The sequence below is a fragment of the Paenarthrobacter sp. NyZ202 genome (genome assembly GCF_049860755.1).
GTDB lineage: Bacteria > Actinomycetota > Actinomycetes > Actinomycetales > Micrococcaceae > Arthrobacter.
In genome coordinates this window covers 3,483,155-3,497,303 of sequence record NZ_CP187556.1, presented here as the reverse complement: position 1 = coordinate 3,497,303, position 14,149 = coordinate 3,483,155, and the positions used below count along the sequence as shown (strand labels likewise).

Below are 14,149 nucleotides of genomic sequence, written 5' to 3'. Positions count from 1 at the left end.
ATCACCACAAAGGGGAGTAGTCATGGCAAAGAATCGCGTACGACGCCGGATCACGGCTTTGGCGGGCAGCCTCGCCATGGTGGCGCTGACCTTGGGTTTCGCCACCGGCCCAGCCGCCGCAGCACCGCCGCCGCCTGTTAACTATGTGGCGTTGGGGGACTCGTATACCGCCGGGACAGGGGCGGGCGGCTCGGTGCGTACCGCGGTCTGCTGGCAAAGCGACGGCGGATACGTGGACCTGGTTGATGCTTCACAGCGAGTGGACCTGGTGGCCAATGCCGCCTGCCACGGGGCGATCCTGGCTTTCGATCCCCTCAACCCGAGTCCGTTCTACAACGGCGCACCGACAGTTGCGGAGCAGATTGCCGCGTTGGCCCTCAGCCGCGACCTGTCGGGTGAGACTGATCTGGTCAGCATCACCGCTGGCGCCATTGACGCCGGCAGCCTCCTCGCGCTTCAGGCTTGCTCCACCCCCAACACCCAGTTGTGCGCGGCAACCGTGGCGGGAATCATCCAGAACCTCGGCAGTCTTGAGGCCGCCTTGGAACTGACGTACCAGTCGATCCAGGCTGCGGCTCCGAACGCCACTATCGTCGTCATGGGATATCCCCGCCTGTTTGACCCGTCCCAGGGGGATATCGTGATCGGCGGGGTTACCGTTGTCCCGGTGGAGAACCAAATTGCCGTGAATACGGCCGTGGACGCCCTCAATGCCACCATCGCGAAGGCCGTGGCGGAGAGCGGCACCAACGCCGTGTTCGTTGACGTGACCAAGCGCTTCCTGGGCCATGCCGTGAACTCGGACAATCCATGGATCGTGCTGGACCTGACACATCCCTTGGCTGACTCGAACTTCCATCCGAACGACGCCGGCCACCAGGCCTACGCATCGGCACTGCTGTCCGCGGTCAAGCCTGCCAAGCTGGTCAAGCAGTAACCGCGTTGCCGACCCGCTGCCAGGGTGCAGCCCTGCAACCTGGCAGCGGGTCTGCGACTGGAAAGCCCGGGTGTGCTTAGCATGGCTTCCATGAACGGAACGGGATCGCACCTTCGCATGGATTGGGACGGCGCCGTGAACGCCTGGCAGATCGCCGGGGACGTGTACAGGATGGGACGCCATGAGTGGGTCACCGAATCCGGGTGGCAGCAAATGTACGACGACGGCGTCCGCACGGTCATCGATCTTCGCGCCTCGCGCGAGCGGCGGCAACGCGACACAGATCCCGAGGTGCCTGACGCCGTCAAGGCGCGCATCGACGTCGTACATTGCCCCACGGAAGATCCGGACCATAGCGACTACAACGATCTCTTCGGTCCCTATCTGAAAGACCCTTCACAGTACGGTGACTACCTCCGGCTTTTCCCGGACAAGATCGCAGCGGTGTTCAGGGCCATTGCGGCGTCGTCCGGCAAGGTAGTGGTCCACTGTTCGGCTGGCCGGGACCGCAGCGGAGTGATCGCCCTGATGCTGCAGCGTTTGGGTGGTCTGGCCGACCAGGAGATCGTGGACGGCTACGAGCTCGCCGCCCGGGGGATCAACGAGCGCCACCGCACCCATGGCGCGCCGCACGACCATGACCCGTACCTGCCCGAGGACGACCTGGAACGGATGCTGCGGGGCCGGCGGAGCGGCCTGAAGGAGTTCATGGACGGGCTCGACGTCGTGGCTTTCCTGGTTGCCAACGGCGTCACGGAAGAGGAGATTGCGGCGGTTCGCGCGAAGCTGGGTCCCACGGCTTCCACCGCTGCTACCATGCAGGATTGATCACACTTCCCAAATGGAACGGACAAGCCATGACAGCCGGTGCCCGCGTCACGATTGTGACCCGAACCAAGAACCGCCCCATCTTCCTGGCCCGCGCACTGGAGGACATCTTTGGGCAAACGTTCCAGGATTTCGAGCTCGTGATAGTGAACGACGGCGGCGACCCGGCTGCCGTTGACCGGCTCACCTCCCGGCGACCTGACGGGGAGCGGGAACGGATCATTACGCTGCACCACCCGGAATCGGTCGGCATGGAAGCTGCTTCCAACGCCGGCATCAAGGCGGGCAGCGGCGAGTTCCTCGTGATCCACGACGACGACGATTTCTGGGCGCCCACGTTCCTGGAGCAGACCGTTGCCTACCTGGATGATCCGGCCCACGCATCCGAGAGCGGCGTGATGGTCCGTACGGAGATCGTGATCGAGGAGGTGGATGGCGAGGAGATCCGGCCTGTCCGTCGCGAGATCTTCTGGGCCGACCTGCGCCAGATCACGCTGGCCGACATGCTCAAGATCAACCGCGCCGTTCCGATCTCGTTCCTGTACCGGCGCAGCCTCCACGACGCCGTGGGGTACTTCGACGAGAGCCTGCCGGTAGTGGGGGACTGGGAGTTCCACCTCCGCGTCCTGAGCCACTCCCGGGTGGGCTTCCTGGACGGGGAACCTCTCGCTTTCTGGTCACAGAGGCCCGAATCGCAAGGCCATGACGGTAACAGCATCTTTGCCCAGGCCACCGACCACACCCAGTACGATGCCCTGGTGCGCGATGGACATCTTCGCGATGAGGTTGCCAAGGGCGGGCTGGGGTCGTTGCTGTACCTGACCCGCGTGCTGGCCGAGCAGGAGGAGCTGATCCGTGCCCAGCAACGCCGGCTGGACGAGTCGGCCGCCAAGCTGGACCACGTGCTGGAACGCCTGGACGCCCTGAACCACACCATCATCACCCGGACCAGCGTGGGCGAATTCCTGAAGAAGCCCGTCAAGCTCGCCCGGAAGCTGAGTGGCCGGGCCTAACGCTCTCTCACGTACCGGCCGTCCTGACCGGTTGCTCTCTCAGGCATGCCCAAAATTCCGCTGTGCTGGCCCGCGCCCTTCATGTACCCTGTATATATTACCGAACGGCCGGTCAGTAATGTTGGGTCTTCCAGCAATGGCCGTGCCGATTCCATGTGCCTCGGAAGGACCCGTCGACGATGACCACAACTGCAGTCGCCCCGGAAACCACAGCCGTTACCACCGTCCCCAGCTACGTTCAGGATGCCTGGTGGACTCCGGCACCTGATGCCAGGACCGTCCCGGTCCGGGATGCCAGCACCGGAGAAGTGCTGGCCAACGTGAGCACCGACGGACTGGACCTTGCCGCCGTCGTACATCACGGACGCACCACGGGCCAAACGGAACTTGGCAAGCTGACTTTCCACCAGCGGGCGCTGAAGCTCAAGGAACTGGCCATGTACCTCAACGGCCGGCGCGAGGAGCTGTACGCTTCCTCCTCGCAGAGCGGTGCCACCAAGATCGACAACATGATCGACATCGACGGCGGCATCGGGGTCCTCTTCACGTTTGGCTCCAAGGGGCGTCGCGAACTGCCCAACTCGCAGGTCATTGTGGACGGTCCCATGGAGGTCCTGTCCAAAGACGGTTCGTTCGCGGGCGAGCACATCTACACCCGCATTCCCGGTGTTGCCGTACAGATCAACGCGTTCAACTTCCCGGTCTGGGGCATGCTGGAGAAGTTTGCTCCCGCATTCCTGGCCGGTGTGCCAACCATCGTCAAGCCGGCCACGCCCACGGGCTACGTCGCCGCTGACGCCGTCCGGGCGATCATTGAATCCGGCATCCTTCCCGCAGGTTCGCTCCAGCTGATCTCCGGCTCGGCCCGCACGCTCCTGGACGAACTCGACTACCGCGACCTCGTGTCCTTCACTGGCTCTGCGTCAACCGCGACTTCGCTCAAGTCGCACCCCAACGTGGTCCAGGGCGGCGTTCGTTTCACTTCCGAGACGGACTCCCTGAACGCAGCCATCCTCGGCCCCGATGCCGTTCCCGGCACGCCCGAGTTCGATGCCTTCGTCAAGGCCGTCGTGACCGAGATGACCGTCAAGGCCGGCCAGAAGTGCACCGCCATCCGTCGCGTGATTGTTCCTGCTGAATTGACGTCGGAGGTCGCCGCTGCCATTGGCGCCCGCATCAACGAGCGCGTCGTGGTCGGCGACCCGCGCGCCGAAGGCGTCACCATGGGCGCGCTCGCCTCGCTGGAGCAGCTCGCCGACGTCCGCGCGGCCGTCCAGTCAATGCTCGACGCCGGAGGCGAGCTTGCGTACGGCAGCCTCGATTCGCCGTCGGTCACCTCGGTCGGCGGAACCGTTGGCGTAGTGGAAGACGGCGCTTTCATGGCGCCGGTCCTTCTCAGCTGGGCCGACGCGGAAGCCGAAGAGGTCCACTCCGTGGAGGCCTTTGGTCCGGTGTCTTCGGTGATCGGCTACTCCGATCTGGCCGATGCAATCCGGTTGGCCGCCCGGGGTTCGGGTTCGCTGGTGGCCTCCGTGTGCACCAACGACCCGTCCGTGGCGCGCGAGCTGGTCGCGGGAATCGCGGCGCATCACGGGCGCGTTCACATGCTCAACCGCGAGGACGCACGCTCGTCCACCGGTCACGGCTCGCCCGTTCCACACTTGGTGCACGGCGGTCCCGGCCGCGCAGGCGGCGGCGAGGAACTGGGCGGCATCCGCTCCGTGCTGCACCACATGCAGCGCACTGCCATCCAGGGTTCGCCGAACATGCTCACCGCTGTTACCGGCCAGTGGCACACCGGCGCTGACCGCAACTTCACTGTGGAGACCGAGGGTGAGCACCCGTTCCGCAAGTCCTTGGCGACGTTGCGGATCGGCGACGCCGTCCGTTCGGAGCTGCGCCAGGTCTCGCTGGATGACATCACTGCTTTTGCGAACTCCACGGGCGATACCTTCTATGCCCACACTAACCAGGAAGCAGCCGAAGCCAACCCGTTCTTCCCCGGCATCGTGGCGCACGGATACCTGCTGCTGAGCTGGGCTGCCGGCCTGTTCGTGGAGCCTGCTCCGGGTCCTGTGCTGGCCAACTACGGCTTGGAGAACCTGCGCTTCATCACTCCTGTGGCCGCGGGGGATTCCATCCGCGTGACGTTGACCGCCAAGAAGATCACCCCCCGCGAGACCGATGAATATGGCGAGGTTGCCTGGGACGCCGTCCTGACCAACCAGAACGACGAAATCGTAGCCACGTACGACGTCCTCACCCTCGTAGAAAAGTAACCCTCTCTCACCGATCGCCGGTTTTTGGTTGACGCTCTCTCACCGATCGCCGGTTTTTGGTTGACGCTCTCTCACCGATCGCCGGTTTTTGGTTGACGCTGTCACCTAACTACGAAGCGCTTCCCGGAAGGGAAGCGTTTCGTAGTTCGGCTTGATCAGGGTTGATACTCGGCCTGCTGGCCGAGTGTTTCATGGATGCAGAGGATGTTGTTCTCGCTGTCCATGAACCAGGCGCACTTTTCTGCTTCGGTTGTACAGATGTGGTTTTTGCGTCTTGAGGTCGGGCAGGTAGTAGTCCTGGAACGCGACGCCCCTGGCTTTCATCTCGGCAACCAGTTGCTCGATGTCGTGGACCTCAAAACCGAGTGCGGTATGGCTGGAGGAGGGCTGGATGCATTGTGCCACCTCCCACGCAAGAAGTCCTCGCTGGCCGCGACGCGGGAGACCTTACCAATTCGTGTCTGGTCTCGGGCCGACGTCGGTGAGAGAGGGTTGCGCCCAGTGGTGACTTTGGTGAGAGAGGGTTGCGCCCAGAGGTGACTTTGGTGAGAGAGGGTCAGGCGGCGGCGTGGAGGCCGTCGAAGGCCATGGTGATGACGTCGTCGGCGAGCTTCTCCGGGGACAGCGATCCTCCGGGCTTGTACCACTCGACGATGGAGTTGATGGTGCCGAACAGCAACCGGGTGACGGTACGCGGATCGATGTCCTGACGCAGGGAACCGTCCTCGCGGGCAGCAGAGATGAGCGCGGCCACCCGGTGGTCGAAGTTGCGGCGGCGTTCCAGGGCGTCCCGTTCGATGTCCGTGTTGCCCCGCAACCGCAGCAAAAGCGTGACGAACGGAAGCCGGTCCACCAGCACGGCAATGGTCTGCCGCAACACGAATTCAAGCCGGGCGTCGGCCGGGCCGGTCAGTGCGGCAGGTTGCTCAAGGATCGCCTCAAGTCCCCCCAGCGCATGATCCAGTGCGAGCTTCAGCAGGTCGCCCTTGGACGGCACATGGTGGTAGATGGCTGACTTCGAGATCCCGAGGTTCTCGGCCAGGATGCCCATGGACGTTGCGTCGTAGCCGTGGCGGTTGAAGACGTCGACGGCGATGCGGAGCACCGACTGCTGGTCGTAGCCGGGCCGTCCGCGCTTGGCTGTGGTCTCAGAAGGCATGGTGGCATTTTCTCACGATCTCTTGGCGGTCCGCCGTTCGGCGTCGCGGCATGTCAGGAGATTGCGGCGCCGCGTGCCCTGTAGGACACGCGGCGCCGCGTCAACAATTCAGCCCTTCGGCCGAAGGTCGTAGATCCGACGGAGCTTGCCGTTGGAGCGTTCCAGTGAGCCCGGTTCAACGACGTCAACGACGCAAGACGACCCGACATGGATCTTGATCTGCTCACGCAAGGTGTGGGCCGCCGTCGTACCTGCCTCAACCGGAACAGACTCGCGGCGCTCAATCCTGACCGTCAGCGAATCCATGCGCTTGCCCTCCGGGCGGGTGATTTCCAGCTGGAAATGTGGGCTGAGCTCCGGGATACGCAACGCGATTTCCTCGATCTGCGACGGGAAGAGGTTCACGCCGCGGAGGATGATCATGTCGTCGCTGCGTCCGGTGATGCGGCCCATGCGGCGGTGTGCCGGGCGGGCGGTGCCGGGGAGCAGGCGGGTGAGGTCCTTGGTGCGGTACCGGATGATCGGCAAGGCTTCCTTGGTCAGTGACGTAAAGACCAACTCGCCCGGTTCCCCATCGCCAAGGACCGTGGAGTGGTCGAACGGATCGATGATCTCAGGGCGGAAGTGGTCCTCCCAGATGTGGCAGCCGTCCTGGGTTTCAACGGCTTCGCCGGCGACGCCCGGCCCCATGACTTCGGAGAGCCCGTAGATGTCCGAGGCCTTGATGTTCATGGTGGTTTCGAGTTCGTGGCGCATCTCCTCGGTCCAGGGCTCCGCGCCGAGAACGGCGTACTTGAGCGAGGTGGACGTGGGGTCGATGCCCATGTGCGCCATGGCATCGGCGATGGTCAGCAGGTACGTGGGCGTCGCCAGGATGGCATCCGGCTGGAAGTCCTGGATGAGCTGTATCTGGCGTTCGGTCTGGCCGCCGGACATCGGGATGACCGTGCAGCCGAGGGCCTCCGCGCCGGCGTGCGCTCCGAGTCCGCCGGTGAACAGGCCGTAGCCGTACGCGTTGTGGACCTTCATGCCGGGCCGCACGCCGGACGCGCGGAGCGAACGGGCCACCAGCGTGCCCCAGTTGGCGAGGTCGTTCTTGGTATAGCCCACCACGGTGGGCCGTCCGGTGGTGCCCGAGCTGGCGTGGATCCGGGCAACCTCGTTCTGCGGCACGGCGAACATGCCGAACGGGTACTCCAGGCGCAGATCCTCCTTGGTGGTGAAGGGGAACTTGCCGAGGTCGCTGAGTTCGCGGAGATCTGTGGGATGCACCCCGGCTTCGTCAAACTTGCGCTTGTACAGGGGCACGCGGTCGTAGGCGTACGCGACAGTGTGCTGGAGCCGGTTGAGCTGCAGTGCCTCCAGTTCGTCCCGGGACATGGTTTCCTCGCGGTCCAGCAAGGGCGCGTCGGCAGGTGCGGCGACGGTGTTCTGGGTCATGGTGTTCCTACTTCTTGGAGATGGTGCGGCTGCGGCCACGGAACTCTGCAATGAGCTCGCCCGGCGCGTCGGTGGTGGGGTTGGCCGCTGCGTCGGCGGCGTAGAGCTGAATGTCGTACAGGCCGCTGCGGCCGGTACTCGCCCGGCGGTTCGCGACGGCGGTGATCACCTGGCCTTCGAAGGCCGGCTTGATGAAGTTAATATCGACGCCGGATGCAACCGTGATGTTGGCGGCTTCCTCGCGCGTTGGGTTGGCCGGGTTGCAGGCCAGTGCGAAGGCGGTGTCGCCGAAGGCGAAGATCATTCCGCCGTGGGCCATGCCGAAACCGTTGAGCATTTCCTGCCGGAGGGTCATGCGGATGGTGGCGTGGCCGTCGTCGAGCTTGAGTACCTCGATGCCCATCCATTCGGACGCGTAATCGTTGGTCAGGATGTGGTGCTGGGCACCGGAGAGGGTAGTTTCCACCATGCGTCATTGCCTCCAGCTTTATTTACCGAATGTTCATTAGGTAATCCCAGATCGGCCCAATAGTCAAGACTGCATACGGAACGGCGCGCGCCTAGTAGCCTCAAAGGCATGCCGGATATTGCGCTTCCCATCCTGACCGAACGGCTCATCCTCCGCCGGTTCGAGGCCGAGGACCTTGACCGCTTCCACGGCTACCAATCCCTGCCCGAAACGGCCCGGTTCCTGCTCCGGCCGGAACTGAGCAGGACAAAGTCCATGGAAGTGCTGGGCCGGTACGCCAACTTCGAATTCAAGCAGGAAGGGGACTGGGTCTGCCTTGCGATTGAACGCCAGGACAGACCCGGCTTGTTGGGCGAGGTGGTGCTCAAATGGCTGGAGGGGCCGGGCCAGGCGGAGGTCGGCTGGATCCTCCACCCGGATGCGCGGGGGCAGGGCATCGCCACGGAAGCGGCCGAGGCTGTCCTGGACCTGGCCTTCGGCCTCCTCGCCTTCCATCGGGTGGACGCAAAGCTCGACTCGCGGAACACAGGTTCTGCCGCGATCTGCAAGCGGATCGGCATGCGGCTGGAAGCCTCGTTGGTGGACATCTGGCACTACCGGGGACAGTGGGCCACGGAGGACATTTATGCCATCCTCGATTCCGAGTGGAGGGAGCGCCGCTCCGTCAGCTGATGGGCCACGTCTTGTGGTGTTTCAGCTGCTCCGTGAGGTCCGCCGCCGGCAGGGGACGGCTGAAGAAGTACCCCTGTCCGCTGGTGCAGCCGATGCTGAGCAGGTAATCAGCCTGCTCCTCGGTCTCGATGCCCTCCCACACAGCATTAAGGCCGCAAGCGCGGATCAACTGCAGGACCGCCGCCAGAAGGGCCGGCTGTGAGGGATCGCTGCCCAACGCGGCCAGCAGCGTGCGGTCCACCTTGACCGCGTCCACGGGCAGCCGGCGGAGGTAACTGATGGACGAATAGCCGGTCCCGAAGTCATCGATTTCCAGCCCGACGCCCAGGCGGCGCAGGCTGTTCAGGGTGTAACGATCGAGGTCGTTGCCCTGGATCACCGCGCTTTCCGTCAGTTCCAGGACCAGCAACGACGGGTCCAGCCCGGCCTCCGCCAGGGCGTCCCGGACGTCCTCCACGAACTCCAGCCGCTGCAGGTCGGCTGCGGAAACGTTGATGCGCATGGTGAAGTTATGGCTCGCCGTGAGGGGGTCGCTGCGCCATTGCTGCAACTGCCCGACGGCGGTGCGCAGCACCCAGCCGCCCAGATCGGAAATCATTCCGGTCTCCTCGGCGATGGGAATGAACTCGTCCGGCATGATGATTCCGCGCGTGGGATGTTTCCAGCGCACCAACGCCTCCACGCCTTCGATTCCGCGGGTGTCGAGGCGGATGATCGGCTGGTAGTTGAGAATCAGCTGGGATCCGGCAATTGCTTCCTTGAGGTCGCCAACCAGCTGGTTGCGAAGCTGCCGGGCATGCAGCATGGCGGGCTGGAAGATCTTGAGCTTGCCCTTGCCGTCCGTCTTGGACTCGTACATGGCGATATCGGCTTCCATCATGAGGTTCTGCGCGCTCTGGCCGGCTTCGGCCATGCGCAAACCCATGCTGGCGCCGCAACGGAGATGCTCGCCGTCGATCTCCATGGGACTGTCCAAGGCGGCAAGGACGCGGTTGCCGATGGACGTGGCCATGGAGGGAGTGACGTTGTGCAGGAGGATAGCGAACTCATCCCCGCCCATGCGGGCCACCATGTCCTGTTCCCGGACGGCGCCGCTGATGCGTCGCGCCACGGTTTCCAGCACGATGTCCCCGATGGTGTGGCCCAGTGAGTCGTTGATCGCCTTGAAGCCGTTCATGTCCAGCAGGAGGATGGCCGGGCGCTGGCTGCCGTTGTGGCCGGTCTCCTGGGCATCGGACAGTGCGTCGGCAAAGGCGGAGCGGTTGCTGAGGCCAGTGAGGGGATCGGTCATGGCCATCAGCTGCATCTCGCGGTGGGCGTCATGGAGCTGCTGGGTCCGGGCCGCCACCCGCTGTTCCAACTCGGCGTAGATAATCTGGAGATCCTCTGCCAGGAGGTTGGTGCCCATGATCACGGCGTCGATCTCATCGCGGGCGTCGGATACTTCGATCCTGGCGTTGAGGTCCCCCGCGGCCAGTTTGACGATGCCGTCCAGGAGCAAGCCCAGGCGCGGATCATTGCCTGAGTAGGTGTTGCTCTCGGACATGTTCACCCCCGTGTGCCAAGCCTAGCTTTCCACACATCCCGTTCAACAGGCCCGTGCGGCAGGCTGGCTCCTCAGTCGTCCCGGGCAGGGAGATCCCCGGCACTGTCCCCGGCCCCCACAGCGTCCCGAAGGTAGTCACGGACGGCTGCGCTGCGTTCGGGAAGAGCGGCCTGGTCAAAAAGCTTCACGGTCTGGTCGAACGTGGCCACCGCTTCATCCAATCGCCCCAGCCCCACCAGCGTGCGGGCCAACAGGAAGTGCGCTTCCGCGGAGGTCTGGGTGGCCAGGATGGAGGAGCGGGCGCACAGCGGCTCGAGGATGTCCAGGGCAGCTTGGTACAGCTTGTTGAGATAGTTCCAGTGGGCCCGCACCAGGGACATTTCCAGGTGGTCGCGCTCCGAACCGCCAACAATGTCCGTGGCGAGCTCCGCCCGTTCGATGCAGCGCAGGGTGGCAGCGTCGCTGAGCTTGGCCTGGAGGCGCATTTCGGCAGATGCCCGGTTGAACCTTGCCCACAGGTCCACGTCCTTGGAAGGCGAGAGCCGTTCAGCTGCGAGATCGTGGTACAGGCCGCCGTCGGAAACCCGTTCGGCGAGGAAAGCGACATTGCCGATCACCCAGTAGCCCTTACCCGCGGTGTCCTCGTCGACGTCGGTGAGCAGGTTCTCCAGTTCCAGGCATTCCCGCCAGGCATCATCCAGCAGGCGGCTTTCGGCGAGTGCCGCGATCAGTGCCCGCTGGGCGAGGATCTGGACATACAGGAGATCCGGGTCGCGGGCGGCCAGTTTTGCGGCCTCCGACGCTGTCACGGCCGCCTCAGCGAGCCGCCCGAGTCCTTGCAGACCGACGGCGACCATGGTGCCCGCCTTCGCGCCGAGTTCGGGTGAAGCAGCCGTCAGTGGATGTCCGTTCAGTTCACTGGCAAGGCTGAGGTATTCCTCGATCCTGCCCTGGTCCCGGCGGCATTCAGCCCGCAGGTACTGCATGTCCCACCACGATTGGTCGTCTCCTGCGGCGCTGGCCAGGTCGCTGGCTTCTCCCGCCAAACGGAAAGCTTCGTCGAAGTCCCGCTCCTTCCACTTCGCGCGTGCAGTGAGTCCTGCTGCGAGGTGGGGCGAAAGATTGGGACTCTGCATGAGCCCATTATCCATGTCATTGCAGAAGAAAAGCTCGTATAGTTTGCCCCGTGACTTTATTCAAGTCACACACGGAAATTCGCATCAGAACGAAAGGGCACAGCGGATGAAGAAATTTGCGGCAACACTGCTCATGGCAGCAGTCCTGGCAGTCACCGGACTCGCTGCTCCGGCTAATGCCGAGCCTTCGCAGGACAGCACGGCAATCGGCTGGTGGCCGAACAGCACTACCACCAAGACGAACACCACCAGCATTGGTTGGTGGCCGAACTAAATCTGGGGGAGCGCCTTTTAGGCCACATGACTCAAACTGATGCCCTGGGCTTGCGAGCCCGGGGCATCAGTTTTATTTCGTTGAATGTCGAAGATTAGTGACCGTGTCCGTCAGGGCAGACCGTGCTGCATGACAGTCTTGTCAAAGGCCTACGGGCCGCCAACGGGCAATTCCACTGACACCGTGGTGCCGGCCCCGAGGGTCGAGTCGAGGTCCAGCCGTCCCATGTGGCGGCTGACGATATCGTGGGCGATCGCCAGGCCAAGTCCGCTGCCGGGTACGGCGGCAGCCGTGGCGTTGGATGCCCGGAAGAAGCGCGTAAAAATATGCGGGAGGTCGTGCTCGGGTATGCCGAGCCCTGTGTCGGCGACCCGCACCAGTGCTGCCCGTCCGCCGTCTTCGGACGCCGACAGCAGGCTCGTGATTCCGACCCTTCCGCCTTCGGGTGTGAACTTGATGGCGTTGGCCACGATGTTGGTGAAGACCTGTTCCAGCTTCGCTTCGTCGGCAGTGACCTCAATGTCCTCCGCTGCCTCCGTGAAGGAAACAGAGACGTGCCGCGACTCGGCCAGCGGACGAAGCGTCGCCACCACCACCTGGAGCAGTTTGTCGATGTCCACCGGCTTGAGGTCCAGGTTGCTGCCGTCCTGCATCGAAACCGTGAGCATGTCTTCGATGAGCCGGCGCAGGCGGTCCGAGTTCCGTGCGATGACTTCCAGCATCTTGTTGATGCCCTCAGGGACGGGACCGCCGGAGCCGTCACGGATCATGTCCAGGTAAGCGGTGATGGAAGTGAGGGGGGTGCGGAGTTCGTGGTTGACCGTGGCAAGGAAGTCGGTCTTTGCCTTGTCCAGCTGCCGGAGCTGGTGGAGGACCCGCTGCTGGGCGCTGATGAGGTGGCCCTGGATAAGCCCGTGGGCCACATTTCCGGCCACGTGCTGCATGAGGGCGATTTCGGGTCGGGTCCAGTCGTGCCGGCGTTCTTCCGTGGCCAGGAGAATGATGCCCAGCGCAGTGGCACCTTCGCCTACCGGGAGGATCACGGACGACACGGGGTTGAGCTCAGGGGACCAGTCCTTGATCGCCCTGGTGACTTTCGCTTCGGGCTCCGCGCGGTGGTCGCTGACGGCAAGGACGTCAGCTTCGGTCCATAGCCTGTTGGTGGCTTCCACGATGATGCCTTCATTACCGCCCAGCCGCGACGGGAACTGGGTGACGCCGTCGCGGTTCCATTGGGCGCGGATGGTGGGGACCCGCTCGTCACGGAACGTCGCAAACCACACGTGGTCCATGTCCAGCGCTTCACCAAAGCCGCGGACCACATGGTCGGCGATGAGTTGGGGATCGTTGGTTTCCCGGATCGCCGAGGAGACGTTGCGCAGGCTTTCACGGAGGGCTTCGATTTCGCCCCGTGACCGGGACCGCTCCTTGGACCGCCCGATCAGCGTGTTGACCCGGTGTACCAGCTCGTCCGGGCGGACGGGGTTGATCACGTAGTCCACCACGCGCCAGGCTTCGGCTTCTTCGAGGTCCACGGAGTCGCCGGCGTCCAACAACAGGAGGACCGGAATGCCGGGGCTCCTGAGTCCGTGCCCCAGCGCATTTTCCAGGATCAGCACGTCGGCCACGTTGTGGTCCAGCTGCACTACCAAGGACTCCGCATTCGATGCCGGGAAGATATCGAAGCCGGCGGCACTGAGGGTGGCCGTAATGAAGGCCATGCGTTCGGCATCGGAATCCGCCACCACCGCGGAGCGGGAAACGTGCTGCACTTCGGCCCCGTTCGTCTCCACTGAGCCCCTTCCGCCACAACTGTCGTTCCACGGTAAATCCAGATTTGGCAACACACTATCAGCGCAATTGGGGCGAGCGGACGTGTCACGCCAAAACGCGGTTTATTGCGTGGTGCGGGCCTGCCTTTACTTTGCCGCATGGATTGGCGAGCCTAGGAAGTGCCAACAAGGGGAGGCCCCCGCTGCCCCTTTCCACCACGCGATGAGGAGCCCAGTGGATCAGCCCGGAACACCCCAGGACCACCAGCAGGTGGAATTCGATCTGGTCCTTGAAGAGTCGGGCGTGCTCCGGTTGACATGGCCACGAGGTGCCCGCATCAAGGAAGATGACGCGCAGCGGGCCATGGACCGGGTAAACGAACTCTGCGGCACTGACAGGCACCCCATGATCGTGGACATGGCCACCACCGACGATGTCACCCGAGGCGCCCGTTCCGTCTTCGCCAAGCCGTGCCAGGCTTCCAGCATTGCTTTGTGGGGCGCGTCCCCGGTGGACAGGGTCATCGCCAACTTTTTCCTGGGCATCATGAAACCGCCGTGCCCCACCCGCTTTTTCACTGACGAAACAGAAGCGCTGGCGTGGCTGAAAGAGCAATAGCGGCA

14 protein-coding genes are annotated in these 14,149 nt (G+C 64.0%); 7 read left to right on the top strand and 7 right to left on the bottom strand.

What is annotated here, in order from left to right; translation table 11 throughout:
- Positions 1–22: 22 nt before the first annotated feature.
- The 4 genes from ACPFL9_RS16180 (at position 23) to paaZ (ending at position 5,057) form a co-directional block, all read left to right on the top strand.
- The gene (locus tag ACPFL9_RS16180; RefSeq protein ID WP_426003867.1) at positions 23–937 is read left to right on the top strand and encodes an SGNH/GDSL hydrolase family protein; all 915 of its coding nucleotides are present in this window, start codon (positions 23–25) and stop codon (positions 935–937) included.
- A 90-nt stretch (positions 938–1,027) separates the two neighbouring features.
- Positions 1,028–1,765 carry a tyrosine-protein phosphatase gene (locus ACPFL9_RS16175; protein WP_426003866.1) on the top strand — a complete coding sequence of 246 codons (738 nt, stop codon included), beginning with the start codon at positions 1,028–1,030 and terminating at the stop codon, positions 1,763–1,765.
- The gene (locus ACPFL9_RS16170; protein ID WP_426003865.1) at positions 1,762–2,778 is read left to right on the top strand and encodes a glycosyltransferase family 2 protein; all 1,017 of its coding nucleotides are present in this window, start codon (positions 1,762–1,764) and stop codon (positions 2,776–2,778) included. The genes ACPFL9_RS16175 and ACPFL9_RS16170 overlap by 4 nt, the downstream gene beginning before the upstream one ends.
- A 179-nt stretch (positions 2,779–2,957) precedes the next feature.
- Complete coding sequence (gene paaZ, locus ACPFL9_RS16165; RefSeq protein WP_426003864.1) at positions 2,958–5,057, top strand: phenylacetic acid degradation bifunctional protein PaaZ; 2,100 nt, start codon at positions 2,958–2,960, stop codon at positions 5,055–5,057.
- A gap of 189 nt (positions 5,058–5,246) precedes the next feature.
- Here the strand turns inward: paaZ and ACPFL9_RS16160 are convergent, their stop codons facing one another.
- From ACPFL9_RS16160 to ACPFL9_RS16145, 4 genes are all read right to left on the bottom strand, one after another.
- Entirely contained in the window at positions 5,247–5,462 is a 216-nt protein-coding gene (locus ACPFL9_RS16160; protein ID WP_426003863.1) for a hypothetical protein, read from the bottom strand.
- A 151-nt stretch (positions 5,463–5,613) separates the two neighbouring features.
- A complete protein-coding gene (locus ACPFL9_RS16155) occupies positions 5,614–6,216 on the bottom strand; it encodes a TetR/AcrR family transcriptional regulator (RefSeq protein ID WP_426003862.1) in 603 nt (200 codons plus the stop codon).
- A 108-nt stretch (positions 6,217–6,324) separates the two neighbouring features.
- Positions 6,325–7,656, bottom strand: a complete 1,332-nt coding sequence (paaK, locus tag ACPFL9_RS16150) for a phenylacetate--CoA ligase PaaK (protein WP_426003861.1) — start codon at positions 7,654–7,656, stop codon at positions 6,325–6,327.
- Positions 7,657–7,663: 7 nt separating this feature from the next.
- Complete coding sequence (locus ACPFL9_RS16145) at positions 7,664–8,125, bottom strand: hotdog fold thioesterase (RefSeq protein WP_426003860.1); 462 nt, start codon at positions 8,123–8,125, stop codon at positions 7,664–7,666.
- 108 nt (positions 8,126–8,233) lie between these two features.
- Here ACPFL9_RS16145 and ACPFL9_RS16140 point away from each other — a divergent pair, with 108 nt between their 5' ends.
- Positions 8,234–8,797, top strand: coding sequence for a GNAT family N-acetyltransferase (locus ACPFL9_RS16140; RefSeq protein WP_426003859.1), 564 nt, complete (start codon positions 8,234–8,236; stop codon positions 8,795–8,797).
- On the opposite strand, the gene ACPFL9_RS16135 is transcribed toward ACPFL9_RS16140, so the two are convergent.
- Both ACPFL9_RS16135 and ACPFL9_RS16130 read right to left on the bottom strand, forming a co-directional pair.
- On the bottom strand, positions 8,790–10,343 hold the full coding sequence (locus tag ACPFL9_RS16135; RefSeq protein ID WP_426003858.1) for a putative bifunctional diguanylate cyclase/phosphodiesterase: 1,554 nt from the start codon (positions 10,341–10,343) through the stop codon (positions 8,790–8,792). The two genes, ACPFL9_RS16140 and ACPFL9_RS16135, sit on opposite strands and share 8 nt — an antisense overlap.
- A 71-nt stretch (positions 10,344–10,414) precedes the next feature.
- Positions 10,415–11,479 carry a hypothetical protein gene (locus ACPFL9_RS16130; RefSeq protein ID WP_426003857.1) on the bottom strand — a complete coding sequence of 355 codons (1,065 nt, stop codon included), beginning with the start codon at positions 11,477–11,479 and terminating at the stop codon, positions 10,415–10,417.
- Positions 11,480–11,585: 106 nt separating this feature from the next.
- Between ACPFL9_RS16130 and ACPFL9_RS16125 the strand changes: the two genes are divergently transcribed.
- A complete protein-coding gene (locus ACPFL9_RS16125) occupies positions 11,586–11,753 on the top strand; it encodes a hypothetical protein (RefSeq protein WP_426003856.1) in 168 nt (55 codons plus the stop codon).
- A 149-nt stretch (positions 11,754–11,902) separates the two neighbouring features.
- Here ACPFL9_RS16125 and ACPFL9_RS16120 read toward each other — a convergent pair whose 3' ends face one another.
- The gene (locus tag ACPFL9_RS16120) at positions 11,903–13,546 is read right to left on the bottom strand and encodes an ATP-binding protein (RefSeq protein WP_426003855.1); all 1,644 of its coding nucleotides are present in this window, start codon (positions 13,544–13,546) and stop codon (positions 11,903–11,905) included.
- A gap of 214 nt (positions 13,547–13,760) precedes the next feature.
- Between ACPFL9_RS16120 and ACPFL9_RS16115 the strand changes: the two genes are divergently transcribed.
- The gene (locus ACPFL9_RS16115; protein ID WP_426003854.1) at positions 13,761–14,144 is read left to right on the top strand and encodes an STAS/SEC14 domain-containing protein; all 384 of its coding nucleotides are present in this window, start codon (positions 13,761–13,763) and stop codon (positions 14,142–14,144) included.
- Positions 14,145–14,149: the final 5 nt, after the last annotated feature.